Annotated in this window: 22 protein-coding genes and 1 pseudogene; 21 read left to right on the forward strand and 2 right to left on the reverse strand. The window is 45.0% G+C overall.

Annotated features, from left to right (window positions below; translation table 11 throughout):
* Positions 1-5 precede the first annotated feature (5 nt).
* The gene (locus BMW45_RS07485) at positions 6-1,676 is read left to right on the forward strand and encodes a S8 family peptidase (protein WP_092241808.1); all 1,671 of its coding nucleotides are present in this window, start codon (positions 6-8) and stop codon (positions 1,674-1,676) included.
* 312 nt (positions 1,677-1,988) lie between these two features.
* Here the strand turns inward: BMW45_RS07485 and BMW45_RS07490 are convergent, their stop codons facing one another.
* Positions 1,989-3,272: a LysM peptidoglycan-binding domain-containing protein gene (locus BMW45_RS07490; RefSeq protein ID WP_092241812.1), complete on the reverse strand. Its 1,284-nt coding sequence runs from the start codon at positions 3,270-3,272 to the stop codon at positions 1,989-1,991.
* 145 nt (positions 3,273-3,417) lie between these two features.
* Between BMW45_RS07490 and BMW45_RS07495 the strand changes: the two are divergent.
* The 6 genes and pseudogenes from BMW45_RS07495 to BMW45_RS07520 form a co-directional block, all read left to right on the forward strand.
* Positions 3,418-3,852: pseudogene (locus tag BMW45_RS07495) on the forward strand (glycosyl hydrolase family 18 protein); the annotation flags it as partial.
* Between the two features lie 89 nt (positions 3,853-3,941).
* Entirely contained in the window at positions 3,942-4,922 is a 981-nt protein-coding gene (locus tag BMW45_RS07500; RefSeq protein ID WP_092241815.1) for a leucine-rich repeat protein, read from the forward strand.
* A 62-nt stretch (positions 4,923-4,984) separates the two neighbouring features.
* Entirely contained in the window at positions 4,985-6,304 is a 1,320-nt protein-coding gene (locus BMW45_RS07505) for a vWA domain-containing protein (RefSeq protein ID WP_092241819.1), read from the forward strand.
* Between the two features lie 14 nt (positions 6,305-6,318).
* Entirely contained in the window at positions 6,319-7,830 is a 1,512-nt protein-coding gene (locus tag BMW45_RS07510; protein WP_092241823.1) for an ATP-binding protein, read from the forward strand.
* Between the two features lie 54 nt (positions 7,831-7,884).
* On the forward strand, positions 7,885-8,103 hold the full coding sequence (locus tag BMW45_RS07515; RefSeq protein WP_025230450.1) for a DUF378 domain-containing protein: 219 nt from the start codon (positions 7,885-7,887) through the stop codon (positions 8,101-8,103).
* Positions 8,104-8,383: 280 nt separating this feature from the next.
* Entirely contained in the window at positions 8,384-8,764 is a 381-nt protein-coding gene (locus tag BMW45_RS07520) for a zinc ribbon domain-containing protein (RefSeq protein ID WP_092241826.1), read from the forward strand.
* 69 nt (positions 8,765-8,833) lie between these two features.
* Here BMW45_RS07520 and BMW45_RS07525 read toward each other — a convergent pair whose 3' ends face one another.
* Positions 8,834-9,403 (reverse strand): nitroreductase family protein, encoded by a 570-nt coding sequence (locus BMW45_RS07525; RefSeq protein WP_092241830.1) that lies wholly within the window; start codon positions 9,401-9,403, stop codon positions 8,834-8,836.
* Positions 9,404-9,511: 108 nt separating this feature from the next.
* Here BMW45_RS07525 and BMW45_RS07530 point away from each other — a divergent pair, with 108 nt between their 5' ends.
* The 14 genes from BMW45_RS07530 (at position 9,512) to BMW45_RS07595 (ending at position 23,428) form a co-directional block, all read left to right on the forward strand.
* The gene (locus tag BMW45_RS07530; RefSeq protein ID WP_092241836.1) at positions 9,512-9,838 is read left to right on the forward strand and encodes an MmcQ/YjbR family DNA-binding protein; all 327 of its coding nucleotides are present in this window, start codon (positions 9,512-9,514) and stop codon (positions 9,836-9,838) included.
* A gap of 343 nt (positions 9,839-10,181) precedes the next feature.
* Positions 10,182-10,484: a hypothetical protein gene (locus BMW45_RS07535; protein ID WP_025230446.1), complete on the forward strand. Its 303-nt coding sequence runs from the start codon at positions 10,182-10,184 to the stop codon at positions 10,482-10,484.
* Positions 10,485-10,631: 147 nt separating this feature from the next.
* Positions 10,632-11,378: an MBL fold metallo-hydrolase gene (locus tag BMW45_RS07540; RefSeq protein ID WP_092241838.1), complete on the forward strand. Its 747-nt coding sequence runs from the start codon at positions 10,632-10,634 to the stop codon at positions 11,376-11,378.
* A gap of 13 nt (positions 11,379-11,391) precedes the next feature.
* Positions 11,392-12,204: a threonine/serine exporter family protein gene (locus BMW45_RS07545; protein WP_092241841.1), complete on the forward strand. Its 813-nt coding sequence runs from the start codon at positions 11,392-11,394 to the stop codon at positions 12,202-12,204.
* Complete coding sequence (locus BMW45_RS07550) at positions 12,201-12,656, forward strand: threonine/serine exporter family protein (protein WP_092241844.1); 456 nt, start codon at positions 12,201-12,203, stop codon at positions 12,654-12,656. Before BMW45_RS07545 ends, BMW45_RS07550 begins: the two co-directional genes overlap by 4 nt.
* Before the next feature lie 22 nt (positions 12,657-12,678).
* A complete protein-coding gene (locus BMW45_RS07555; RefSeq protein ID WP_092241846.1) occupies positions 12,679-13,968 on the forward strand; it encodes a dihydroorotase in 1,290 nt (429 codons plus the stop codon).
* A 33-nt stretch (positions 13,969-14,001) separates the two neighbouring features.
* Positions 14,002-15,609, forward strand: a complete 1,608-nt coding sequence (locus BMW45_RS07560) for a hypothetical protein (RefSeq protein WP_092241849.1) — start codon at positions 14,002-14,004, stop codon at positions 15,607-15,609.
* Between the two features lie 91 nt (positions 15,610-15,700).
* On the forward strand, positions 15,701-16,543 hold the full coding sequence (locus BMW45_RS07565; protein ID WP_092241851.1) for an amino acid ABC transporter substrate-binding protein: 843 nt from the start codon (positions 15,701-15,703) through the stop codon (positions 16,541-16,543).
* A gap of 173 nt (positions 16,544-16,716) precedes the next feature.
* Positions 16,717-17,367, forward strand: coding sequence for an amino acid ABC transporter permease (locus BMW45_RS07570; protein WP_092241853.1), 651 nt, complete (start codon positions 16,717-16,719; stop codon positions 17,365-17,367).
* Between the two features lie 12 nt (positions 17,368-17,379).
* The gene (locus BMW45_RS07575; RefSeq protein ID WP_025230438.1) at positions 17,380-18,141 is read left to right on the forward strand and encodes an amino acid ABC transporter ATP-binding protein; all 762 of its coding nucleotides are present in this window, start codon (positions 17,380-17,382) and stop codon (positions 18,139-18,141) included.
* A 121-nt stretch (positions 18,142-18,262) separates the two neighbouring features.
* Positions 18,263-18,910, forward strand: a complete 648-nt coding sequence (locus BMW45_RS07580; RefSeq protein WP_092241856.1) for a hypothetical protein — start codon at positions 18,263-18,265, stop codon at positions 18,908-18,910.
* Positions 18,911-19,128: 218 nt separating this feature from the next.
* A complete protein-coding gene (locus tag BMW45_RS07585; RefSeq protein ID WP_092241859.1) occupies positions 19,129-20,769 on the forward strand; it encodes an ABC-F family ATP-binding cassette domain-containing protein in 1,641 nt (546 codons plus the stop codon).
* Between the two features lie 103 nt (positions 20,770-20,872).
* Positions 20,873-21,943, forward strand: a complete 1,071-nt coding sequence (locus BMW45_RS07590) for a LacI family DNA-binding transcriptional regulator (protein WP_092241862.1) — start codon at positions 20,873-20,875, stop codon at positions 21,941-21,943.
* Between the two features lie 117 nt (positions 21,944-22,060).
* Positions 22,061-23,428 (forward strand): PTS transporter subunit EIIC, encoded by a 1,368-nt coding sequence (locus BMW45_RS07595; protein ID WP_092241865.1) that lies wholly within the window; start codon positions 22,061-22,063, stop codon positions 23,426-23,428.
* Positions 23,429-23,434 lie beyond the last annotated feature (6 nt).

The raw sequence follows: 23,434 nt of genomic DNA on the forward strand, positions 1-23,434 counted from the left end.
TAACTATGAAAAAAATTTTGGATAACAATTATTTTGATTTAATTATGACTAACCCAGTGGTTTTATTTCCCAGTGATGATTACATTACTTATTTAAACAACCGGCATTCCTTACTGCATATTCCGACGGAAGATATAGATATATGTGATTTGTCAGATTTCCCCGCACACACCTTTCCGTCACTATATACCCTCAATTCTACAGTCAGTCTTGAACGAAGTGGTATTGGAGAGATACAGCGGATTCCGGCCTTAGCTCTGTTCGGTCAGGGCGTAATTGTAGTTGTCATTGATACTGGTATTGATTACCAGCATCCCGCTTTCCGCAACAGCGATGGCTCAACCCGTATCCTTACCATATGGGATCAGACTCAGCAAGAGGGCACTCCTCCAGAGACCTTTACCTTTGGTACGGAATACAGCCGGGAGACAATCAATACCGCGTTAAACTCTGAAGACCCCTTGTCCATTGTACCATCAACAGACACCAACGGACACGGAACGGCCATTGCAAGCGTTATTGCCGGTACTCCCAATGCACTGGAAGCCTTTAGCGGTGTAGTCCCACAATCTGATCTGGTGATCGTAAAACTGAAGGAAGCAAAACAGAATCTAAAGAGCTTTTATTTTGTACCAGAAGATGATTTATGTTTTCAAGAATCTGATCTTATGCTTGGTTTTCGTTATTCCCTTACCATTCAGGAAAGGTTTAACCGCCCTGTAGTCACCTGCTTCGCCGTTGGGAGTAACCAGGGAGGTCATGATGGGAATGGCGCCCTAAGCGGTTACTTAAATGACCTGGTATTGCAGACCGGTATCGGCATATCCGTTTCTGCCGGTAACGAGGGAAACGGCCGCAGGCATTATTATAACTTCACCCCGCTAGAACCTTTTTACAATGACTTCGAGTTAAGAATAGGGGAAGATGATAAAACATTTGCTATGGAAATCTGGTCACATTCTCTAGGAAGGGTTTCCATTGACATATCCTCACCAAACAGGGAATCAACACAACAGATTTATCCTACGATCGGCGGTTGCAGAATATTCAACTTTGTATTCTCCCCAACTACCCTTTATGTCAATAATTATGTTTTTGAAGAGGAAACCGGAGATCAGATGATCCTGGTACGCTTTCAGAACACGGTTCCCGGAATCTGGCGTATACGGATCAGAAGCGTTGAAAATGAGCCCTTGTCTTTTCATTCATGGCTTCCTTCGCACGGTCTCATATCTGACCAGACCTATTTCCTTAATTACTCACCGGATACTACGATCACTTCACCTGGAAACGGCAATCGCCAGCTGACTGTGACTGCCTATAATCAAATGAATAACTCAATTCTTGGTGAATCAAGCAGGGGTTATACAAGAACGGGCTTTATCAAGCCGGATATTGCGGCTCCCGGTTATCAGCTTACTTGTGCGGTCCCCGGAGGCGGGTACGGTTCTGTGACCGGAACAGGAGCTGCCGCCGCCCATACAGCCGGAATTATTTCCATGGTCTTTGAGTGGACCATTGTGAGGGGGAATTACAGCACAATGAACGGAATTTCTGTTGACCGGTTGATGGTAAGAGGGGCGACGCGGTCCAGCTCATACACCTATCCCAATAACATATGGGGGTACGGCCAGGTGAATGTGGTCAATTTATTCAGGCTGCTTACTAACTTTTAACCTCATCAAGTAAGTCCCCAATTCAATGCAGGAAAGGCATAAGTGGGGAGTGGGGATTTACCTGCATCAGAAGGGAAAAAAAACCTTCTGACAAGCTGAAATAGCAGCTATGAGGTTATGCCCGGTGAAGCGGGGCATGCTGTGAGCAAGTAGCGAAGCGGATATGAATATCCGATTAACTAAATTATTAAAGCGGGTATCCGGTATTTGATGTGACTCCAATGAGTTAGACCTAAAAATCCAACTTATTGGGGTCAGTTCAATTTCCGGCCCGCTTTTAAAAAGTTCTTTACAAACTGCCTTCATGGATATTTATAACTTCTGGATGTAATATTGATTATTAATAATAAGCCACATTCGGGTATCGAATCTCATTATAGTCCAAATAGATATACCTTGAAGATTGTATTCCTCTATAAGTCCAGTCCTTGCATTAAAGCTTCTTGCATCTTTAAACCATACTACATGCAGAATCCCATCGCTATCAATATAGTAGAAGTATGATGACTGTGCTACTTCATTAAATTGTATTGGGATTTTGTTTTCTGCTGCAATTTGTACCGCACTATTATTAGATATTACAACAGCTTCTGTAGCACCGGGGACATATGGAAGTGTCCAGTCATAACCCAGAGCGGTGACTCCTAGAAAAATTTTCTCCGGGGGAATGATGCTAACCACATAATCTAACAATTCTCTTAAGATATTAACCGGAAATATTGCGCTTGGATAGCTGTAAGACCTTGCCCAGTCATAAGAAGAAAATATAATTCCATCTGCATATTCAGATAATTTTGAATAGTCTAATCTTTCAAAATTGACGCCTGGGATATCTACATTCGTTGCCGGTGTAATGGTAACCAGTACCTTATAACCTTCTGAATGAAATATTGCAGAGGCTTTTTTCAAATATGCTGCAATGCTGTCTATGTTTCCATTGGTTACGTTTTCGGCATATATATTTATACCATAAAAACCTTTCGTTCTTAATATGTAAAGAGCGTTATCAATAAAGCGATCCTGCACAGTAGGGTTATTTATAATATTATAGGTCACTTCACGGCTGACGATTCCCTCTTCCGTCATAGTGGAAATAAACATCATGGGTGCAACATCAAATGCTTTAGCTAGCTGTATAATTTCAGTATCGTCGGAATTTGAGATAATTTCTCCTTCACTTGTAGTCCTATAATTGAATATAGTCAGGTAAGTTAAGAAAGGAAGTGTTTTTATTAAAACAGATCTATCTATATATGAAAAAGTATAACCAATAGTGGCAATTGTACTTTTTCTATTCGTCTGATAGCTTATAACTATAGTTTCACCGGCATACAAAAATTCCATGTCGGAAAGATAGGGATTATTTCTTAATAATTCCATTGTTGTAGTACCATGCTGTTTTGCAATGCTCTCCAAAGAATCACCGGCCTGGATAGTATAAAGCACTTCAGGTTGAACAATCACAATTGTTTGGCCTGTTGCTAAATTTTCAGGGTTTGTAATTCCGTTTTCCAATATTAATCTGTCAACAGGGATATTGTAATATTCTGCTATTGAATTTATGGTTTCACCGGGTTGTACTACGTGTAGGTTCATGGATTCCCTCAATTGATTTTATTAATCTATTATATGCTAATCTTACATGTTCATAACATCATAGTACAGATAATAATGTAGCTCAATAGCTTACGCAATAACTGGTTTAGACTGTTGATGCAATTACATATGAGCTATCGGTCCATATACTTTCGGCCCTCCCATGGCAGTAGCCCCCATCAACATGGTCAGAAAAGTAGTGGAGTATGCCGTGACAGCCATCCCAACGGAGAAGATCAGCCTGGGAATCCCCAATTACGGATACGATTGGCCCCTGCCCTATGAGAGAGGAGTGACAAGGGCAAGGACCATAAATAACTTGGAGGCGATCCAGATTGCCATTGACCATGGTGTGGAGATTCAGTTTGACGAGGTTGCCATGTCCCCATATTTCCGTTATTGGCAATATGGAATTCAGCATGAGGTTTGGTTTGAGGATGTGAGAAGTTATAAGGCCAAGTTTGAATTAATCAAAGAATTCGGCTTAACCGGTGCCGGGTATTGGCAGCTCATGCAGTTTTTCCGGGCAAACTGGCTATTGCTGGAGCAGATGTTTACTATTAAAAAGTTTGGAGAATGATTTTACCTGTTTCCAGAAAAACTCCGTTGCATTTCTTCCGCTTTTCTGTTATATTGAAGTGTTAAACGGTTAGTGGAGAGGATTTCAGGATGTTTTTATATCAGATGAAAGATGACCATGTACAGATTCTGGGTTGTCGGGGATATGACGGTTCCGTGCGGATCCCGGAGAAGATTGGGGGCCTGCCGGTGACAGAGCTGGCTGCCTATGCATTCTCCGATGGTTGGGGGAAAAAAGAAATGCTTTCATTGGCAGGAAAAGAGATACGCCTGTGCGATGAAGAGGGCAACCCAATTGTAATAGAAGAAAAAGATATTCCGCCGGAGATAAGCTGTGAAGGGCTGATTGAGATATATCTGCCGGACACGATTAGGAAAATAGGAAATTATGCATTCTATAACTGTTATGAGTTAAGCCGTGTGGAGTGCTCGAGCTCCATCTTTGATGTAGGATCCGGACTTTTTACCGGCTGCACAGGGGTCCGGTTTTTAGATATTCATATGATCGATGGAGAACGTTCCTGCATGAAGGAACTGCTTGCGGAACTGCGGCAGGAACTTTATGTAAACTATTATAGCAGTAAGGGGAATGCGAGGCTGGTTTTTCCCGAAATGTTTGAGGAGTCTGTGGAGCATACGCCAGCCAGAATCATCCTCCGGGAAATGCATGGCTGCGGCCATATGTACCGTTACTGCTTTGATCAGACGGAGTTTCAGTTTCATAAATACGACGCACTGTTCCCTCATATCCTGGTGCAGGAGCCGGAGCGGGTGACTGCAGCCCTGGTTCTTGGAAGGCTTTATACTCCTTTGGAACTTCTTGCAAAGGATAGGGAGGTATATGAGGCTTACCTGATGGAACATTTTAAGGGAGCGGCGAGACTGGCGCTTGAGGAAAAGGACCCGGCCCTTTTCCTTTGGCTTGCCGGGCAGTACGGCCTTAATCAGGAGGACTTTGACAGGATGGTCGACATGGCGGGAAGTGCTGACAAGCCTGAGATTCTAAGCGTCCTTATGAATCTTCGCCGCCAACGCTTTAAGGCAGGGAAACGAAAGTTTTCCCTGATATAATTTCATTAATGAAGGCAAATCGAACAGCCTTATATAGAATCAAACAGAAAGAGGGTGGAACCATGATCGATCCGGTGAAACAAAGGCAGCTTGATGAACTGGCAGAGGTGGAACTGGGCTATGAGATCCTGACCAATGCCCGCAATGAACTTTATTTAAGCTTCCGGTATCTGGATGTAGCCCTAAACAGCCTTGGATTTACGGCTGACTGGACAGGCCTGGGCTTAGGAACGGATGGGTTTGTGATCTATTATCAGCCGGAACATTTGTTTTCCATATATAAGAGAAGCAGAACCCTGGTAAACCGGGCCTATCTGCATATGCTTTTCCACTGCCTGTTCTGCCATTTGAGTGGGAAAGGGGAACGGGAAAAGGAATACTGGGATCTGGCCTGCGATATCACCATAGAGTCCATTCTGGATGGATTTTATGTGAAACCCGTTTATCGGCACCAGACTCCTTACCGCAGGGAGGTCTACGGCAGACTGGCAGAAAAACGAAAGGTATTTACCGCTGAGGGAATTTATAAAGAGCTTCAGGATATGAGTCTGACCCCGGAGCAATATGGACGGATGGCAGCAGAATTCTACGTGGATAACCATGACCGGTGGGAAGAGGAGGCCCCTTCGGGAGTACAGATGGAGCGGCAGAATAAATGGCAGAACATCCGGGAGACCATGCAGACGGAAATGGAATCCTTTGGAGAAAAGAATGAGGATTCATCAAGAAACCTTTTGGAACAGGTGAAAGTCGAAAACCGGGAAAAATATAATTACAGACAGTTTTTAAGAAAGTTTGCGGTGTTAAGGGAGGAGGCAGAGATCGATCCGGATTCCTTTGACCCTGTGTTTTATACTTACGGCATGTCTCTTTACCGGAATATGCCTCTTATTGAGCCTTTGGAAACAAAGGAGGTTTTTAAAATTGAGGATTTTGTGATCGTGATCGATACATCCATGTCCGTATCCGGGGATCTGGTACGGCATTTCCTTCAGGAAACCTATGGCGTCCTCGGGGAATCGGAAAGCTATTTCCGGAATATCAATATCCATATCATCCAGTGTGATGAGGAAATCCGCTCTGATGTGACCATCACAAGCAGGGAGGAGATGAAAGATTATATGGAGCATTTCACATTATCTGGTTTTGGCGGAACGGATTTCCGACCGGCTTTCGAGTATGTGAACGGTCTTTTAAATAAAGGGGCTTTTAAGAAGCTCCGTGGCCTTTTGTATTTTACCGACGGAAAAGGGATATATCCGGTGAAAATGCCTCCCTATGATACGGCATTTGTCTTTATGGAAGACCAGTATGAGGACATTTCCGTACCAGGCTGGGCCATGAAAGTGATCCTGACAGAAGAGGATCTGGAAGTTACTTGACAGGAGATTTTATTATGAATATTAAACGAGCGAAAGAAGAAATTAAGAATACCATAGAAGCCTATCTGCTAAAGGATGAATACGGCGCATATGAGATACCGGCGGTTCACCAAAGACCGGTGTTTCTCATGGGACCTCCGGGAGTGGGAAAAACCCAGATCATGGAGCAGATAGCAAGAGAATGCGGGATCGGCCTGGTGGCTTATACCATCACCCATCATACCCGCCAGAGTGCGGTGGGACTTCCCTTTATCAATGAAAAGGAATTCGGCGGGAGTACTTACCGTGTAACAGAATACACTATGAGCGAGATCGTGGCCTCAATTTACAATAAGATCGAGAGCTCCGGCCTTAAGGAGGGGATTCTTTTTATCGACGAGATTAACTGTGTGTCCGAAACCCTTGCGCCGACCATGCTCCAGTTTCTCCAGTATAAAACGTTCGGAAACCACAAGATTCCCGAAGGCTGGGTTATTGTGACGGCTGGAAACCCGCCGGAATATAACAAATCGGTCAGAGACTTTGATGTGGTGACCTTAGACCGTATCAAGCTCATTCATGTAGAACCGGACTTTGAGGTATGGAAGGCTTATGCCTATGAGCAGGCTCTGCATCCAGCGGTTATTTCCTATCTGAATGCCAGGACCGAATACTTCTGCCGGATCGAAACTACGGTTGATGGAAAATTCTTCGCTACCCCCAGAGGCTGGGATGACTTATCAAAATTTATTGAAATTTATGAGCGCCTGGGCAAAAAAGTGGACCGGGATGTGGTGGGAGAGTATATCCAGTTTCCTAAAATTTCAAAGGATTTTACCAACTATTTGGATCTTTATTATAAGTACCGGGATGATTACCAGATCGATGAGATCTTGTCAGGCATCATCAAGGAGAGCCTGTGTGACAGGCTGAAACGGGCATCTTTTGATGAGAAGCTGAGTGTCATCGGCCTGCTGCTGTCTAGATTGGGTCAGAGCTTCCGATCTGTGTCTGATCAGGGGGATAAAACCGGCCTTTTGATGGAAGAACTTAAAAAAATAAGTCCGGAATCCGAAAAAGATCAGGATACCTCCATGGTGGCCCGCCTTGCCGAACTAAGGGATCAGTGGAATGGTGATTGGGACAGGAAAAGAAAAGCCGGCCTTTTAAGCAGGAGAGAAGATTATTTACGTCGTGATGTGGAGGCCCTTCTTGTTCAATATGAGGAAACCCTCCGAATGGAAGGAACCGGGAATGAGGCTGCCTGGGACCGAATACGGGAGTTGTTTGAGGAAGAAAACGCCAGATATGAGGCGCTTTTAGAAGAGGGTGGACAATCCCTGGAGCATGCCTTTGATTTTATGGAAGCCGCCTTCGGCGACGGACAGGAAATGGTGGTATTTATAACGGAATTAAATACCGGGTATCATAGCGTTAAATTTTTAAAAGAATACGATTGTGAACGGTATTATCAATATAATGAACGGCTTTTATTCAAGGACAGGGAGAGTGATATAAAAGCCAGGATTGATAGTTTAGGAAAATAATGTATAAAAACCAAAAAACTACTCCATAATAAAGAAAGAAAAGGAGGTAGTGCCATGGGAAATAAAGCATTGAGTTACACTGCTCTGACTATAGCCATTATTGGCGCGGTCAACTGGGGGCTGGTAGGTTTCTTTAACTTCAACCTGGTATCATTTATTTTCGGCAGCATGACATGGATTACAAGAATCGTGTATGCTCTAGTAGGAATTTGCGGGTTGTACCTGATTACTTTTTATGGCCGTTCCGAGGCTGGAACAGAAGATAACCGATAATTTAAAGGGCATTGCAGCATGAGCAGATCACTTACCATGCGGTAATGCCCTCTCTCGTTATTATAAAAACATAGAAAAGGTGCTGCAAAATGGCTATTTACGAATCATTTTGCAGCACCTTTATCTTATGCGTTCCTTTTTGCGAAACAGCTTACGTGAAAATCTTGTTTGCTTGTCCTGAATATGTCCTTGTATGAGTTGTAAGCGATATGGAATTATGATAGAATTCATATAAATATCACATATCATGATAATCCATATTCAAATTCAGGAGGATCTTATGTTTTTTATATGCGGCATGAGCCAGGGAAAGAAAATACTCGATTATACAAAAACAATAATCTGCGGCCTGTGTGGAGGCTACGGCAGATACCAGGTTTTTATGACTTATAGTTATTTCAGTATTTTTTTCATCCCCATTATAAAATGGGACAGACGATATTACGTTCAAATGTCCTGCTGTAATACCCTTTACGAACTGAACCCCGAAAAAGGAAAAAGACTGAATCATAAAGAGTCTGTAGACATTAGTGAGCAGGATTTGACCCTGGTGCAGTCCGGCCACAGGAGTTCAGACTGGAACCGGAAGCAATGTTCCCACTGCGGGTATGAAACCACAGAGGATTTTGAATACTGTCCTAAATGTGGACAGAGGTTTTAAAGAAACATGCATCTGCATGCACTATGTCACCCTATATCAGGTAGAAGTCAGAAACGTAAGCTAGCTGTTCTAAATGATGATATCATCAAGGGTTCTTTTTGGAACGTAGTGTACCTGATTCTCATCCCGGTAATAGCGAATATCCCCGTCCTCTTTAACTGGGACAAGGACCACTTCTTCCTTGGGCTTTCCAAGAGCAAGGACTAAGTCTATGGAGTACCGTGATGGCTCAATGGAAAGAGCTTCTGCCAGTTCACGTCTCCGTACATTTCCCAATATGCATCCGCCATATCCTTTTTCCACAGCCCCAAGCATGATGGTCTGAGCAGCAATTCCATCATCATACAGTTTATTTTTCCCAAGGGAGAGATCGCATAGAATGATGATGTAGGCAGATGGGCGTTCCCCCTTTTCAGGTCCGTCCCGGTCCGGCAGAGCACCGGCCCAGCTCAGGGTATCAAACACCTTGGAGTTTTCTTCCGGGGTGCTGCACAGCCAGAACTTAAGCGCCTGGGAATTGGCTGTTGAAGCGGTGAGCCTGGCTAGATCCACCAGCTCCCTTAAATCTTTCGTGGAAACCGCCTCATCCTCATAAAACCGGCGGAAGGTACGGCATTTTGAAACCAGTTCTTTTAACATAGAATATTCCTCCTGTTTTGTCTGTATTTTATCCGTTTTCTTATTTTAAAAGTATAGCAGGTATTGGTCCGGTCTGCAATGGCATGGGGAAGGAAGGGAGAGATTACGATGAAAACCAGAGCAGAATTGATTGCTTATTGCTTAACCTATCCTGATGTTTATGAAGATTATCCCTTTCGTGACCACCAGTGGGCCGTTATCCGGCACAGAAAAAACAAAAAGGTGTTTGCCTGGATCTATGAGCGGGATGGGATAGTCTGTATTAATCTAAAATGTGATCCGGAGTGGGCGGAGTTTTGGAGAAAAGCATTCTCCGGTGTACTTCCCGGGTATCATTTGAATAAAAAATATTGGAACACGGTCCTTCTTGACGGGACCGTACCGAAGGAAGATATCTGTCGAATGATAGGGGAAAGTTTTGATCTGACTATTTGATTTTCCAGTTTTGCCGGAAAAATAGTGGTTAAAATTAACAAAAAAATATTATAAAAATGAATTATTATTGTAATATTTTCAGAGTTGACAAAATTAAAACTAGTAAAATAAAATAAATTCAAGAGCAAAATTTCATAATTTATTATGAGGCCATCCGGCTCCAGTTGTAATTAATTTTTAGATTTTGCCTGTTTTTGGCTGGAAAAAATAGCGAGTTGGAATCATTGACTTTATTTTCTCAAGGTGCTAAACTGAGACACGGTTTCAAGTACATAGGACAACATGGAACCAAGACAGATTTATGTAACAATATCACCTATGTATCGCAAGGAGGAGAATAATTATGAAATTAACAGCAAAAAAACTGGTACTTACAGGCGTAGCCGTATTAACAATGGCATCTATCTCTGCATGTGGAAGCACAAAGACTGCTGAAACAACAGCAGCTACTGAGGCTACTGTAGAGGCTACAACAGAAGCAGTTACAACAGAGAACGAAACAACAGAAGTTGTAGAAGAATCCGAAACAGAAGAAGTTACCTTAGATGAAGCTTCTGATGAAGAAAGCAGCGAAGATGCAGCAGCAGATGAAGTAGAAACAGAGGATGCAGCAGCAGAAGTTGAATCCACAAAAGCAGCAAACTAATCGTCAGAACGAATGATTCGATCAGGAATGCTAAATTTCCGGAGCGGGGACAATTGTCCCCGCTCTTTTTGCGTTCCCCTGCTATGCAGAGTGATGGCAGTTGTGATATAATTTTTCCAAATAACTTTAAAAAGGAGGCCTTTTCCAATGAAAATCACCTATATCCATCACAGTGCATTTCTGGCGGAGCTTGAGACAGTAACTCTGCTGTTCGATTACACAGAGGGTTCTCTGCCAAAAATCAATGATAAGAAACCTCTGCTTGTTTTTGCAAGCCACCGACACGGGGATCATTATTCTGAAAAAATTCTGGAGCTTATAAAGGAGCATGAGAAGACCAGGTACATTTTCTCCGATGATATCCCAAAGGGACGTCTGCCCAAAGAGCTTCTCGATGAGGTGGTCTTTATGAAGCCCGGGGAAAAGATCTGTTTTTCTAATTCAGAAGGAAATCTCACAGGCCCTATCTCTGCAGAAGAAAGGGCAGATGCAGAGGTTCTGACCCTCCGTTCCACCGATGAAGGCGTTGCGTTTCTTGTGAAAGCGGAAGGAAAGGTCATTTACCATGCCGGAGATCTAAACAACTGGAGATGGGAAGGGGAACCGGACAGCTGGAATGACCAGATGGCAAAGCAGTATTCTGGGGAAGTGGATAAGCTGTCAGATATGCACATAGATGCAGCTTTTCTCCCGCTTGACCCCAGACAGGAGAAGGCCTTTTCTCTCGGCTTTGACGAATTCATGAGAAAGACCCGGGTAAGCCATGCATTTCCCATGCATTTCTGGGGAGATTTTTCTGTGATCGGCAGGTTAAAGGACATGGATATTTCCGCGCCTTACCGGGACCGGATCGTGGAGCTCCATGAAGACGGGGAATGCTTTGAAATCGGGTAGGAGACAGGTTTTTATGGAAAACGAGAAGGAACAGCCAGGGGAACTGACACCTGAGGAGCAGAGAGAGGTTTTAGAGGCCGCCATGCAGGCAGGGCATATTCTGCTGGAAAATGGGGCGGAAATCTTCCGGGTGGAGGAGACTATGGAGCGGATCTGCTGTCACTATGGGATCCGGTCCGGGAATTCCTTTGTTCTAAGCAATGGAATTTTTACGACCTCAGGCAATGAGAGAGAGGAAATATTTGCAAAGGTCCAGCATATTCCTGTGAGCGGAACCCATTTGGACCGGGTTGCGGCGGTAAACCAGCTATCCAGGGAAATTGAGACAGGCTTATTAAGCCCCGGTGATGTAAGGCACCGGCTGGACCAGATTCGGGTCATGCCGGGAAAACCAAGAACCATGCAGATCCTTGCCTCCGGTGTTGGAAGCGCCTGCTTTTGTTATCTGTTTGGAGGAACCCTAAGGGACGGTTTATCGGCCTTTGGCTCCGGGATTCTTCTATATGTATATGTGATTTTTCTAAGCAGACCCCATCTCTCAAAGATAGTAGGAAGCATCGGGGGAGGAGCCCTGGTCACATTTTTGTGTACAGTTCTTTATCTGCTTCATTTTGGAGAGAATTTGAATTTTATGATCATTGGTTCCATTATGCCCCTGATTCCTGGAGTTGCCTTTACCAATGCCATCCGGGATATTGCAGACGGAGATTATATCTCGGGTTCCGTCCGGATGATTGATGCACTGCTGGTATTTTTCTGCATAGCTATGGGTGTTGGGATGGTTTTCAGCCTGTTCCACCGGCTGACGGGAGGTGTGCTTCTATGAGTGTGTTTATGGAAGCCGCCGCTGCGGTTGTTGGTACGGTTGCTTTTTCCCTTTTGTTTGGGGTTCCCGCCAGGTTTTATCCATACTGTGGGCTGATCGGAGGAGCAGGCTGGCTGGTCTATGGAGGGCTTATGAATGGACTATCGGCTCCGTCGGCCGCTTTGGCGGCCACCATTGTGGTGATTTTTCTTTCCAGGACTTTTGCTGTAAGGGAACGATGTCCTGTCACTATATTTTTAATATCCGGTATTTTTCCCCTGGTGCCCGGGGCGGGAATATACTGGACGGCTTATTATATTGTGACGGATGAACTGGCGCTGGCAGTTCGGACCGGTTTTCTTGCATGTAAGGTGGCGGTTGCCATTGTACTTGGCATTGTATTTGTATTTGAGCTGCCCCAGAAATTTTTTACATTTGCTGCAAAGAAACAGGAGGAAGTGGACGATAGATAAGAAAGAAAGGTAGGAATAGAAGATGATATGGATTAAAAATGCTCATGTAGTTGACCCTGGGAATCAGGTGGAAGGAACTATGGATATCTGCATTGCAGATGGGAAGATTGTCGGTATGGGAGAACAGCTTAAGATGGATGCCCTTCCCGTTTCAAAGGAGGATGTAGTAATCGATGCTTCCGGTTTTATCGTTGCCCCTGGGTTTGTAGATGTCCATGTTCATTTCCGGGATCCTGGTCTTACTTATAAAGAGGATATACAGACCGGAGCCAGAGCGGCGGCAAAAGGTGGGTTTACAGCAGTTGTTTGTATGGCAAATACAAAGCCTCCCGTGGATAATGTAGAAACCCTTCAGTATGTGATGAGGGAAGGGAAGAAAACAGGCATCCACGTGCTGCAGGCTGCAGCTGTATCGAAGGGACTTCTTGGCAGAGAACTGACGGATATGGAAGAATTAAAAAATCAGGGGGCGGTGGGATTTACCGATGACGGGATTCCCCTCCTTGATGAGAAGCTGGTAAAAGAAGCTATGGAACGTGCGGTAAAGCTTAACGTTCCATTGAGCTTTCACGAGGAAGACCCTGCTTTTATCACAAACAATGGCATCAACCATGGCAAAGTATCTGAGCATCTTGGAATCTTCGGTTCCCCGGCTTTGGCGGAGGACTGCCTGGTTGCCCGGGACTGTATGATTGCCCTTCACACCGGCGCGGCGGTAGATATCCAGCATATCAGTTCCGCCGCCTCCGTTAAGATGGTAAAGCTTGCAAAGGAGCTGGGGGCTAAAGTGTATGCGGAAGTGACACCCCATCATTTCACCCTGACAGAGGAAGCGGTATTAAAGCATGGGACCCTGGCAAAAATGAATCCTCCCCTTCGGACGGAAGAGGATCGTAAGGCCATAATTCAGGGACTAAAGGACGGAAGTATTGATATCATTGCCACGGATCACGCTCCCCACAGTGCCGAGGAAAAGTCAAAGGAACTGACTGAGGCCCCAAGCGGGATCATCGGGCTGGAAACTGCGCTGGGGCTTGGTGTGACAAACTTAGTCCGGCCCGGGCATCTGACCATGATGGAGCTGATGGAAAAGATGAGTTTAAATCCTTCGAAGCTGTACCGGCTGGATTTTGGCTGTATAAAGGAGGAATCTGCTGCGGATCTGGTGATTTTTGACCCCAATGAGGAATGGACAGTAGGAGAATATGCCTCCAAGTCTTCCAATTCCCCGTTTACAGGAGAACGATTGTTTGGAAAGGTGAAGTATACCATCTGCGGCGGACGGATCGTTTATCAGGATGAAAAAGACTGATGAATGTGAAAGTGGCCAAAAGGGAGTGATAACATGGAGATAAAGGCACAGGATCCGCCGTCTGCTGCGGCTCCCAAAGGCGAACCTGCGGCCGTGGATATTCAGCGGGCTGTAGAGGAAGCAGATATAAAGGGAAGGATCGAGGCCAGTGAGCGGTTTATGGAAGAACTGAGCCGGAGCGTAGAGGAAAACCGTGAGAAAAGGAGTGAGGAAGGCGGGGAAGATAAGAGGGAAACAAGATCTGCCCGGGATACTGCCGCTCTGTCAGATGAAAGCGCCTATTATAAGCTAAGCGCTGATGAGCTTTCTGATCTTGATAAAATGTGGGGAAAGGAAGAGGCTGATTTGGCATGGGAGGATATCCTGTCGTGGAGTCCGTCTGCCTTAAAGCCCTTCCCTGAGGAACTGGAGTATCTTGCATTGATTTATAAGTATCTGCTGCAGGCCATCCTTGAGAATACGACTGCAGGAGTGCAGGAGGATCAGCTTGCCGCACTGGAGACCGCATTATCGGATATCCTTATGAAGGTGCTTGAGTCACGCATGGGGGAACTGAAAGTCCTCTTTGGGAGTTTCGGGTCCCCAAGCTCCATGGCAGCCTTAAAGGCTGCGCTTTACCGCAGTGTCACAGGAAATACTCTAAGCAGCGGAGAACTGCAAAGGGTTTTTGAGGAGCAGGAAAGTGCCGGAGATACGGTTAAATTTAATCCGGGCAGCATTAGAATCCCGGTAAATGAATCCGGAAATGAAGCAGAGCAAGGAATGATCTATCAGCCTGCCGGGGAGGGACGGATAAAGAATGATCCCCGGTATACCTGGCGGATGCGAAGGGAGGTTCCGCTGTCCGTCCTGGAAGGGAGCGGTTTTCCGGGGAATAAGACATATGGTGCCAAGGTCTCCATTTCCTCCATGGGGAAAAATACGGTTTATTCTCCTTCGGATCTTGAATCGGCGGAGGCTTTTGCCGGGTATATAAATCATAAGGGAAATTTGTTAAGGGGCTCCGGGCTTTCAGGAGGAAGCGAGGAGCTTTATGGGTTTCTTGCTGCGCTGATGGCGATTAAATCCCAAACCTTTGGAGCTTATTCCGGGATAAACAAAGGACTGGCTGCTGATCTGCGGGAGGCGGTTGACCGAATGATTGATTATTACATACAGGAAGCGTTTAGGCAGTCTGAGGGCGCCATGAAAAGGCTGGGGGGCAGGAATGTCCTCTTTCAGCCCAGGTCTGCTTATAAAATCTATTATTATATGTTGAACCTCTATCAGACCACCAGAGATCTGCGGGAGACCGCAAATAAGGGGATAAAACATGCATATCAGCAGTTTTTAAAGGATAAGGAATGTCCGGTAGGCAAGGATGATTCCGGATCCTTTTTTACAAAGGACAATAGGGATCCAAGGGAGGACTGGAAAGAGGGCAAGAAAATAGTAGAACGTGACTGGAAGGAATTTCTGTCCTTTATGGGAAGAGAGGATTTGGGCGGGATTCCCTTAGGAATCATGGAATTAAGTCCCTGGGGAATGCTTGCGGAGCCGGAGCTGACTTCCAGAGGAAGGGGAAGTACCATAAGTCCTGTCTTCCTTGGGGGAGCTGCGATTGTTATTTTCATCCTGGTTTTATTTATGTTCTTTTTTTAAAACTAATTTTATAATTGCAAATTTCTTCTTTACAGAAGCACTTTAGTGTGCTACCATGGTAACACATGAAAAGCAAGAGGAGGATGCAATTATGAAAAAAGGAATTATAATAGCAGCAGTGTTAGGAGCGGTAGTCCTGCTTGGCGGCTGTTCCGGGCAAAAGAGCGAAGTTACGGCTTCTGCGTCTTCCGATACCACTGCAGCAACAGCAAAAGAGACTGGAAAAGAAACAGAATCAGGCGCTGATACATTTACCGTTGGATTTGACCAGGATTTTCCGCCGATGGGTTTTGTCGGAGACAATGGAGAATATACTGGTTTTGACTTAGAACTGGCACAGGAGGTTTCAAACCGCCTTGGCAGGAAATTTGTTCCCCAGCCCATTGCCTGGGATGCCAAGGATATGGAGCTGGAGGCAGGAAATATTGACTGCATCTGGAATGGCTTTACCATTACAGGCCGTGAAGACGGCTATACCTGGACAAAGCCCTATATGGAGAACAGTCAGGTGTTTGTAGTGGGAAAGGACTCCGGTATTAAGACCTTAGCTGACTTATCAGGAAAGATCGTTGAGGTTCAAGCGGATTCCTCCGCGGAAAAGGCACTGCAGGCGGATGGAAAGCTGGCGGAAACCTTTGGAACCCTTCAGACAACACCGGATTACAATACCGCATTTATGGACCTGGAGATGGGAGCAGTGGATGCCATTGCAATGGATGTGATTGTGGCAGGATACCAGATCGAGCAGAGGAAGGCGGATTTTATTATACTGGATGAGGCCCTTGCTGCTGAAGAATACGGCGTTGGATTTAAGAAAGGCAATGACGCCTTAAGAGATCAGGTCCAGGAACAGTTAGAGGCTATGGCTGCTGACGGGACTCTTGAGAAGATCTCAGAAAAATGGTTTGGCAAGGATGTAACAACAGTTAAATAATCTAATACTCCGTAAAATGTCAGGAAGTATTTGACCCTTACAGCATTTGCCAGATGTAGAATGCAAGCATTCCTGCACCTGGCTCATTGCTTGCAGAAATAAAGATTTAATAATGGGTTCCGGTCCCCCAGCCATGGGCCGGACCCTATTTTTTAGAACATGGAGGAGAAATCATGGCTTTAACGAAGATATTTTTACAATTGGCAGGGGGAATGTGGGTCAGCATCCAGATATTTGTAGTGACGCTGGTCTTTTCTCTGCCCCTGGGACTTTTGGTATCCTTTGGAAGGATGTCTAAAAACCCTGTTATTCAGGCCATTGTTAAATTCTATATTTCAGTCATGAGGGGAACTCCATTGATGCTGCAGCTGATGGTGGTATATTTCGGACCATACTATTTATTCGGCATAAAGGTAGGGAACGGGTACCGCCTCTGGGCCGCATTTATTGGCTTTGTCATCAACTATGCAGCGTATTTTGCGGAAATATACCGGAGCGGGATCCAATCCATGCCGGTGGGACAGTATGAAGCGGCAAAGCTTTTAGGCTATACAAAGACCCAGACCTTTTTCCGTATCATATTTCCCCAGGTGGTGAAGCGGATCCTGCCGTCTGTGACCAATGAGGTCATTACTCTGGTCAAGGACACCTCCCTGGCTTTTTCTATCAGCGTTTTAGAGATGTTTGCAGTTGCTAAGGCTCTGGCCTCGTCCCAGACAAGCCTTATTCCTTTTGTGGCAGCAGGCCTGTTTTATTATATCTTTAACCTTATCGTGGCAATTGGGATGGAATACATAGAAAAGCGGTTGAACTATTATCAATAGGAGGAAGAAAAGATGTACTTACTGGAAATGAACCATGTAAAAAAAGCGTTTGATGGCCAGGGCGTGCTTCGGGATATTTCCCTGTCGGTAAAGGAGGGCGAGATCGTTTCCATCATCGGTCCATCCGGTTCAGGAAAATCCACCCTGCTTCGGTGCGCTACCATGCTGGAAGAGATGGATGGGGGAGAACTTAATTATCTGGGAGAAAAGGCTGCATGGAACGGGCCCGACGGAAAGGCCATCTATGCCAAAGGGGAAAGACGAAAGGAAATCCAGAAGAATTACGGCCTGGTATTCCAGAACTTCCACTTATTTCCCCATATGACGGTTTTAAAAAACATTACCGATGCGCCGGTTCATGTGCAGAAACGGGATAAGGAAGAGGTTTTTTCCGAGGCCATGAAACTTCTTAAAAAGATGGGACTGGAAGATAAGGCAGAAGCATATCCCTGCCAGCTTTCCGGAGGGCAGTGCCAGCGGGTAGCCATAGCAAGGGCACTTGCCCTCAATCCCAGGATCCTGTTTTTTGATGAACCGACTTCCGCTCTGGATCCGGAGCTTACGGGAGAGGTATTAAAGGTCATTAAATCCCTTGCAGACATGCATATCACAATGGTCATAGTGACTCATGAGATGGCCTTTGCCAGGGATATCTCAGACAGGATCATCTTTATGGCTGACGGCGTGATCGTAGAGGAGGGAACTCCGGAAGAGGTATTTTCCTCCAGCAATGAGCGGACCCAGAGCTTTCTTGGAAGGTATGGAGAGGGTTGAAATTACCAATTATAGGAAATTTGTAAAATTAATTAAGGAAAAAGATAAAGATTTTTCACAATCGGATGATATACTAAATGTGGAATCATAGGTGATTTAGGAAAGAAAGAAGAGGATGCTTATGAAGAAAACATGGATTATGGCAGTAGCTGTCTGTGCGGCAGTTTTATTTACAGCCTGTGGAAAATCTACAAAGAATACAGAAAGTGTGGCAAATACGGTAACGGAGAGTACGGCCCCTAGCTCTGAGAGTACGGGAGATGTAAGCCAGGAAGCGCCGGGCAACGGGGCAGAATTTAAGATACTGGCCGGCACGGTCAAAAAGGTTGGGGACAACTTAGAAAGCATGACCGTGGAGAACGACGGCAAGGAAATGTCCTTTGACTTAAACGGTACGGTGGTGGAGACCTCCTATGCGCTGGAGCCGGAGGTGTCAGTTTCCGTTATCTATAAAGGGGAAATTTCCGGCTCGGATGCTTCTAATGCCAAACCTGTCCTGGTATTGGATGGGCAGGAGAACATGAAGGTGCAGGAAGTGACCGGAAGCGTTATGGACCAGGCCATGAGTACCTTTACCATTAAGACGGAATCCGGTGAAGAGATAGGGTTTATCAAGGACAACTGTGAGGGTCTGGACACTGATGTGCTTGGAGCCGCCACCGATGACAGCAATGGAAGCGGGGCCATGGTAAAGGTGACCTATGTGACCGTTGACTATGACGCAGGAAGCAAATCCAACTTCCCCTTAAGGGTGGAAGCCGCAAAGTAATTGATTAAAATCCCGAATATGCAGGCATAATTTAATCCGTGGAGACAAGCATTTCATAAGCCGAAGGCGTGATGAACTTCTTTTTCCAAGATAAAAAGCTTGCAAATTCGGGATTTTCATGTACAATAATAGAGATGACAGAAGAAGGGGCCAATGGACCCCTATTTTGATGATTTTGGCTAGAGAACGATAACCAGATTGCAGAAAGGGAATTTAAGATGATCAGTGCACATAACGTAACATTAAGACTCGGGAAAAAAGCATTGTTTGAAGAGGTGAACATTAAGTTTACTGAAGGCAACTGCTACGGGATGATTGGCGCCAATGGCGCGGGAAAGTCCACTTTCCTTAAAATACTTTCCGGTGAATTGGAGCCGACAAACGGCGATATCGTCATAACGCCGGGACAGAGACTTTCCTTCTTAAAACAGGACCACTTTAAATATGACGGCTTCCAGGTGCTTGACACCGTTATTATGGGAAATGTCAGGCTTTATGAGATCATGAAAGAAAAAGATGCCATCTACATGAAAGAAGATTTCACCGATGAAGACGGTATCAAGGCAGCGGACTTAGAAGGTGAATTCGCTACCATGAACGGCTGGGAGGCAGAATCCGATGCGGCAAACCTCTTAAACGGCCTGGGAATCGATACAGATCTTCACTACAAATATATGAGTGAATTAAATGGTGCTGAAAAGGTTAAGGTGCTTCTTGCCCAGGCTCTGTTCGGAAACCCGGACATCCTGCTTCTTGACGAGCCTACCAACCATTTGGATCTGGATGCCATTGCATGGCTTGAGGAATTCCTTATTAACTTTGAAAATACGGTAATCGTGGTTTCCCATGACCGTTACTTCTTAAATAAAGTCTGCACCCATATCGCAGACATTGATTACAGTAAAATCCAGCTTTATGCAGGTAACTACGACTTCTGGTATGAGTCCAGCCAGCTGATGGTAAAGCAGATGAAGGAAGCCAACCGGAAAAAGGAAGAAAAGATCAAGGAGCTGCAGGAATTTATCCAGCGTTTCTCCGCCAATGCTTCCAAATCCAAGCAGGCGACTTCCAGAAAGCGTGCGTTGGAGAAAATCGAACTGGATGACATCAAACCTTCCAGCCGTAAATATCCATACATTGATTTCCGTCCGGCTCGTGAAATCGGCAATGAGGTTATAACTGTTAATAATTTATCAAAGACCATTGACGGAGTAAAGATTTTAGACAATATCTCCTTTACCTTAACCCGTGAGGATAAGGTGGCTCTGGTGGGACCCAATGAGATGGCAAAGACCATTCTCTTCAAGATTCTTGCAGGGGAAATGGAGCCTGATGAGGGCGATTACAAATGGGGCCTTACCACCAGCCAGTGCTATTTCCCGAAGGACAACACAGCGGAGTTTGCTAACGATGATACCATCGTTGACTGGCTGACCCAGTATTCTCCGGAAAAGGAAGCCACTTATGTGCGCGGATTCCTTGGCCGTATGCTGTTTGCCGGAGAGGATGGCGTAAAAAAGGTACGGGTATTGTCCGGTGGAGAAAAGGTGCGCTGCATGCTTTCCAAGCTGATGATTTCCGGTGCTAACGTGCTGATGCTTGACGAGCCTACGGACCATTTGGATATGGAGTCTATCACGGCACTCAATAATGGTCTGGTAAAATTCCAGGGAGTTCTGATTTTCTCCTCCCGTGACCACCAGATCGTTGAGACAACGGCTAACCGTATTATGGAGATCGTAAACGGACAGCTGATCGATAAGATTACCACCTACGACGAGTATCTGGCGAGTGATGAAATGGCTCGTAAGAGACAGGTATTTACCTTGACCGAGGAACAGGTAGAAGAGAATAAATAGATTTTATCATGATTCCTGTGAGGGCAGCAGCCTGGCAATTTAAAAATTACCAGGCTGTAATTTTTTACTTAAAAAGAGGTTTCGAAAACAGCAGGATAATAGTATGATAGAAGAAAAGCGGGCAAGAAGAAACGCAATGAAAGGATTTGGTATGACCATGGTTACAATGGAGGAAGTTGCCAAGGCTGCACACGTATCTCGTGCTACCGTATCAAGAGTATTATCGAATCATCCATCTATCACGATGGAAACCCGAAGCAATGTCATGTATTGGGTAAGAAAGCTGGGATATGAACCGAATCAGGTGGCGCAGAGCCTGGCAGGAAACAGGACCAATCTGATCGGTGTGTTATTTTCCGATTTATCCAATCCATTGTATGCCTCATTGATGACATCCATCGTACACGGGGCTGAAATATACGGGTATAATGTTATTCTCGGCGATGCGCAGAGAGAAAAGGCGAGGGAAGCCAGCATCATCAACGGATTTAAAAGGCGGAAGGTAGACGGGATTATTGTAAGACCGATCGGAACTCCTAATAAAAAATTATACAGCGGAATAGGCATTCCCATGGTCAGCCTTTTTAAGCGGACGGAAAAGAAGAATATTATCATCAGTTCAGAAGAAGGGGGCATTCAGGTAGCAAGGCATTTTTGCGAGCTTGGACATAGAAATATCGGTTATATAGGTCCCATAAGATCCCTGGCCGGAAATAACAAATTAGAAGGATTCCGTTCAGAGCTTGAAAAGAACGGGCTGAAATTAAAAGCTGTTCTTGAATGCAATCAGCATGAGACGGTGGAAAATCAAAGGGTCTATGAAATCATCAGCCAGTATTTTAAGGATCATGATCCCGAAAAAGTAACTGCCTGGTTTGCACACAGCGATATCGCTGCCAGTGATGTCATAAAGGCATTAACAGAATATGGCCTGGAGGTGCCGAAAGATGTGATTGTATGTGGTTATAACAATACGCTGTTGGCCAGAAAGATGATTCCAACGCTGTCTTCCGTGGCCTCGCCGATCGAAGAAATTGCAAAGAGTGCGGTAGGCATGCTGCTGAATGGAATAAATGGGAATATGGAAGAGGAATTGATTCAACTTTCTCCAAGGCTGGTAATACGTGAATCAACCTCCAGGGAACTTGTACAATCAGCACAAATAGAAATTTAAAAATAGGGCATTATATATAAAAATCACATGACATCTTGACAGCTGACCACTTCTGTTATATTCTTAATAAATAAATGAACGCGCGTACATTGTTGCATAAAAACCAAGGAGGATCATATGAGTAAAGAAAGACAAACAGCTGAACAGATTCTGGTTCACGTTGGCGGTCAAGAGAATATTTTAAACGTAGAGCATTGCGCTACGAGATTAAGGCTTGTTCTTAAAGATGGAGCAAAGTTTAACAAGAAAGAAATAGAACAAATTGACGGAGTAAAAGGAAGCTTTCTGGCATCCGGGCAACACCAGGTTATTTTGGGGACGGGATTTGTGAACAAGGTATATGCAGAGTTCCTTGAGATCACAAAGCTGGACAGCGCGAACATGATGTCTAAATCAGAAGCTACGGCAGCAAATATGAATGTCTTTCAAAAGGCATCGAGGCTGCTGGGAGATGTATTTTTTCCTATCATACCGATCTTAGTTGCAACAGGTCTTTTCATGGGGCTGCGCAGCTTTATTACTAATCTTGGTGTGGAATTAGACCCTACATTCCTGGCCTTGTCCCAGGTATTGATCGATACTGCATTTGCATTTCTTCCGGCACTGGTGACGTATTCCGTCATGAAACGGTCCGGCGCTTCACCCGCACTGGGGATTGTAATCGGTCTTATGCTGGTGGCCCCGCAGCTTCCCAACGCGAATCAGGTGGCCAGCGGAAAAATTGAGCCTATCTATTTAAGCCTGCTGAACTTAAACATTCCGATCATAGGGTACCAGGGTTCCGTATTGCCGGCATTGATTCTGGGTGTGATTGCGGCCAAAATTGAAAAGGGCCTTCGAAAAATCGTACCGGATGTTCTGGATTTGATTGTTACTCCATTCGTTACACTTTTTTCCAGCATGGTCATAGGTTTAATTATCATAGGGCCTGTCATGCATATAGTCGAAAAGGGACTGGTTGCGGCCATTTCTTTCCTGATGAATATTCCGTTTGGAATAGGAGGGTTTATTGTTGGAGCACTGCAGCAGGCGGTGGTGATCACAGGACTCCATCATACATTTAAAGCATTTGAAATAGAGCTGCTTGCCAATACAGGTGCCAATCCATTTAATGCTCTGGTCTGCGGCGCAATCGTTGCTCAGGGGGCGGCAGGCATTGCGGCGGCACTTAAAACAAAGAACAAAAAACAGAAATCACTGTATCTTACATCTGCGGTGCCTGCATTTTTAGGAATTACAGAGCCGCTTATTTTCGGCGGGAATCTGCCAAGACTGGTGCCATTTGTCTGCGGCTGTATCGGTGGCGGTTTTGCCGGTATATTCGCTTCTGTTTCAGGGCTTGCAGGAACCGGAATGTCGATCACCGCAATACCCGGAATTTTATTGTATTTAAATGGGCAGCTTGGAAAATATCTAATTGCATGTGCCATTGGATTTGCAGTAGCATTTGTATTGACCTATGTGTTTTATAAGTCTGAAGAATAGTTAAAC

Origin of the sequence: Lacrimispora sphenoides, from assembly GCF_900105215.1 — a bacterium.
GTDB lineage: Bacteria > Bacillota > Clostridia > Lachnospirales > Lachnospiraceae > Lacrimispora > Lacrimispora sphenoides_A.

What these genes read in the sequence shown, in the direction of transcription:
- BMW45_RS07565 (WP_092241851.1), top strand. Translation starts at nt 15,701, where the DNA reads ATGAAAAAAGGAATTATAATAGCAGCAGTGTTAGGAGCGGTAGTCCTG.
- BMW45_RS07560 (WP_092241849.1), top strand. Translation starts at nt 14,002, where the DNA reads ATGGAGATAAAGGCACAGGATCCGCCGTCTGCTGCGGCTCCCAAAGGC.
- BMW45_RS07525 (WP_092241830.1), bottom strand. Translation starts at nt 9,403, where the DNA reads ATGTTAAAAGAACTGGTTTCAAAATGCCGTACCTTCCGCCGGTTTTAT.
- BMW45_RS07530 (WP_092241836.1), top strand. Translation starts at nt 9,512, where the DNA reads ATGAAAACCAGAGCAGAATTGATTGCTTATTGCTTAACCTATCCTGAT.
- BMW45_RS07515 (WP_025230450.1), top strand. Translation starts at nt 7,885, where the DNA reads ATGGGAAATAAAGCATTGAGTTACACTGCTCTGACTATAGCCATTATT.
- BMW45_RS07540 (WP_092241838.1), top strand. Translation starts at nt 10,632, where the DNA reads ATGAAAATCACCTATATCCATCACAGTGCATTTCTGGCGGAGCTTGAG.
- BMW45_RS07520 (WP_092241826.1), top strand. Translation starts at nt 8,384, where the DNA reads ATGTTTTTTATATGCGGCATGAGCCAGGGAAAGAAAATACTCGATTAT.
- BMW45_RS07595 (WP_092241865.1), top strand. Translation starts at nt 22,061, where the DNA reads ATGAGTAAAGAAAGACAAACAGCTGAACAGATTCTGGTTCACGTTGGC.
- BMW45_RS07485 (WP_092241808.1), top strand. Translation starts at nt 6, where the DNA reads ATGAAAAAAATTTTGGATAACAATTATTTTGATTTAATTATGACTAAC.
- BMW45_RS07505 (WP_092241819.1), top strand. Translation starts at nt 4,985, where the DNA reads ATGATCGATCCGGTGAAACAAAGGCAGCTTGATGAACTGGCAGAGGTG.
- BMW45_RS07590 (WP_092241862.1), top strand. Translation starts at nt 20,873, where the DNA reads ATGATAGAAGAAAAGCGGGCAAGAAGAAACGCAATGAAAGGATTTGGT.
- BMW45_RS07570 (WP_092241853.1), top strand. Translation starts at nt 16,717, where the DNA reads ATGGCTTTAACGAAGATATTTTTACAATTGGCAGGGGGAATGTGGGTC.
- BMW45_RS07555 (WP_092241846.1), top strand. Translation starts at nt 12,679, where the DNA reads ATGATATGGATTAAAAATGCTCATGTAGTTGACCCTGGGAATCAGGTG.
- BMW45_RS07490 (WP_092241812.1), bottom strand. Translation starts at nt 3,272, where the DNA reads ATGAACCTACACGTAGTACAACCCGGTGAAACCATAAATTCAATAGCA.
- BMW45_RS07585 (WP_092241859.1), top strand. Translation starts at nt 19,129, where the DNA reads ATGATCAGTGCACATAACGTAACATTAAGACTCGGGAAAAAAGCATTG.
- BMW45_RS07550 (WP_092241844.1), top strand. Translation starts at nt 12,201, where the DNA reads ATGAGTGTGTTTATGGAAGCCGCCGCTGCGGTTGTTGGTACGGTTGCT.
- BMW45_RS07500 (WP_092241815.1), top strand. Translation starts at nt 3,942, where the DNA reads ATGTTTTTATATCAGATGAAAGATGACCATGTACAGATTCTGGGTTGT.
- BMW45_RS07545 (WP_092241841.1), top strand. Translation starts at nt 11,392, where the DNA reads ATGGAAAACGAGAAGGAACAGCCAGGGGAACTGACACCTGAGGAGCAG.
- BMW45_RS07535 (WP_025230446.1), top strand. Translation starts at nt 10,182, where the DNA reads ATGAAATTAACAGCAAAAAAACTGGTACTTACAGGCGTAGCCGTATTA.
- BMW45_RS07580 (WP_092241856.1), top strand. Translation starts at nt 18,263, where the DNA reads ATGAAGAAAACATGGATTATGGCAGTAGCTGTCTGTGCGGCAGTTTTA.
- BMW45_RS07510 (WP_092241823.1), top strand. Translation starts at nt 6,319, where the DNA reads ATGAATATTAAACGAGCGAAAGAAGAAATTAAGAATACCATAGAAGCC.
- BMW45_RS07575 (WP_025230438.1), top strand. Translation starts at nt 17,380, where the DNA reads ATGTACTTACTGGAAATGAACCATGTAAAAAAAGCGTTTGATGGCCAG.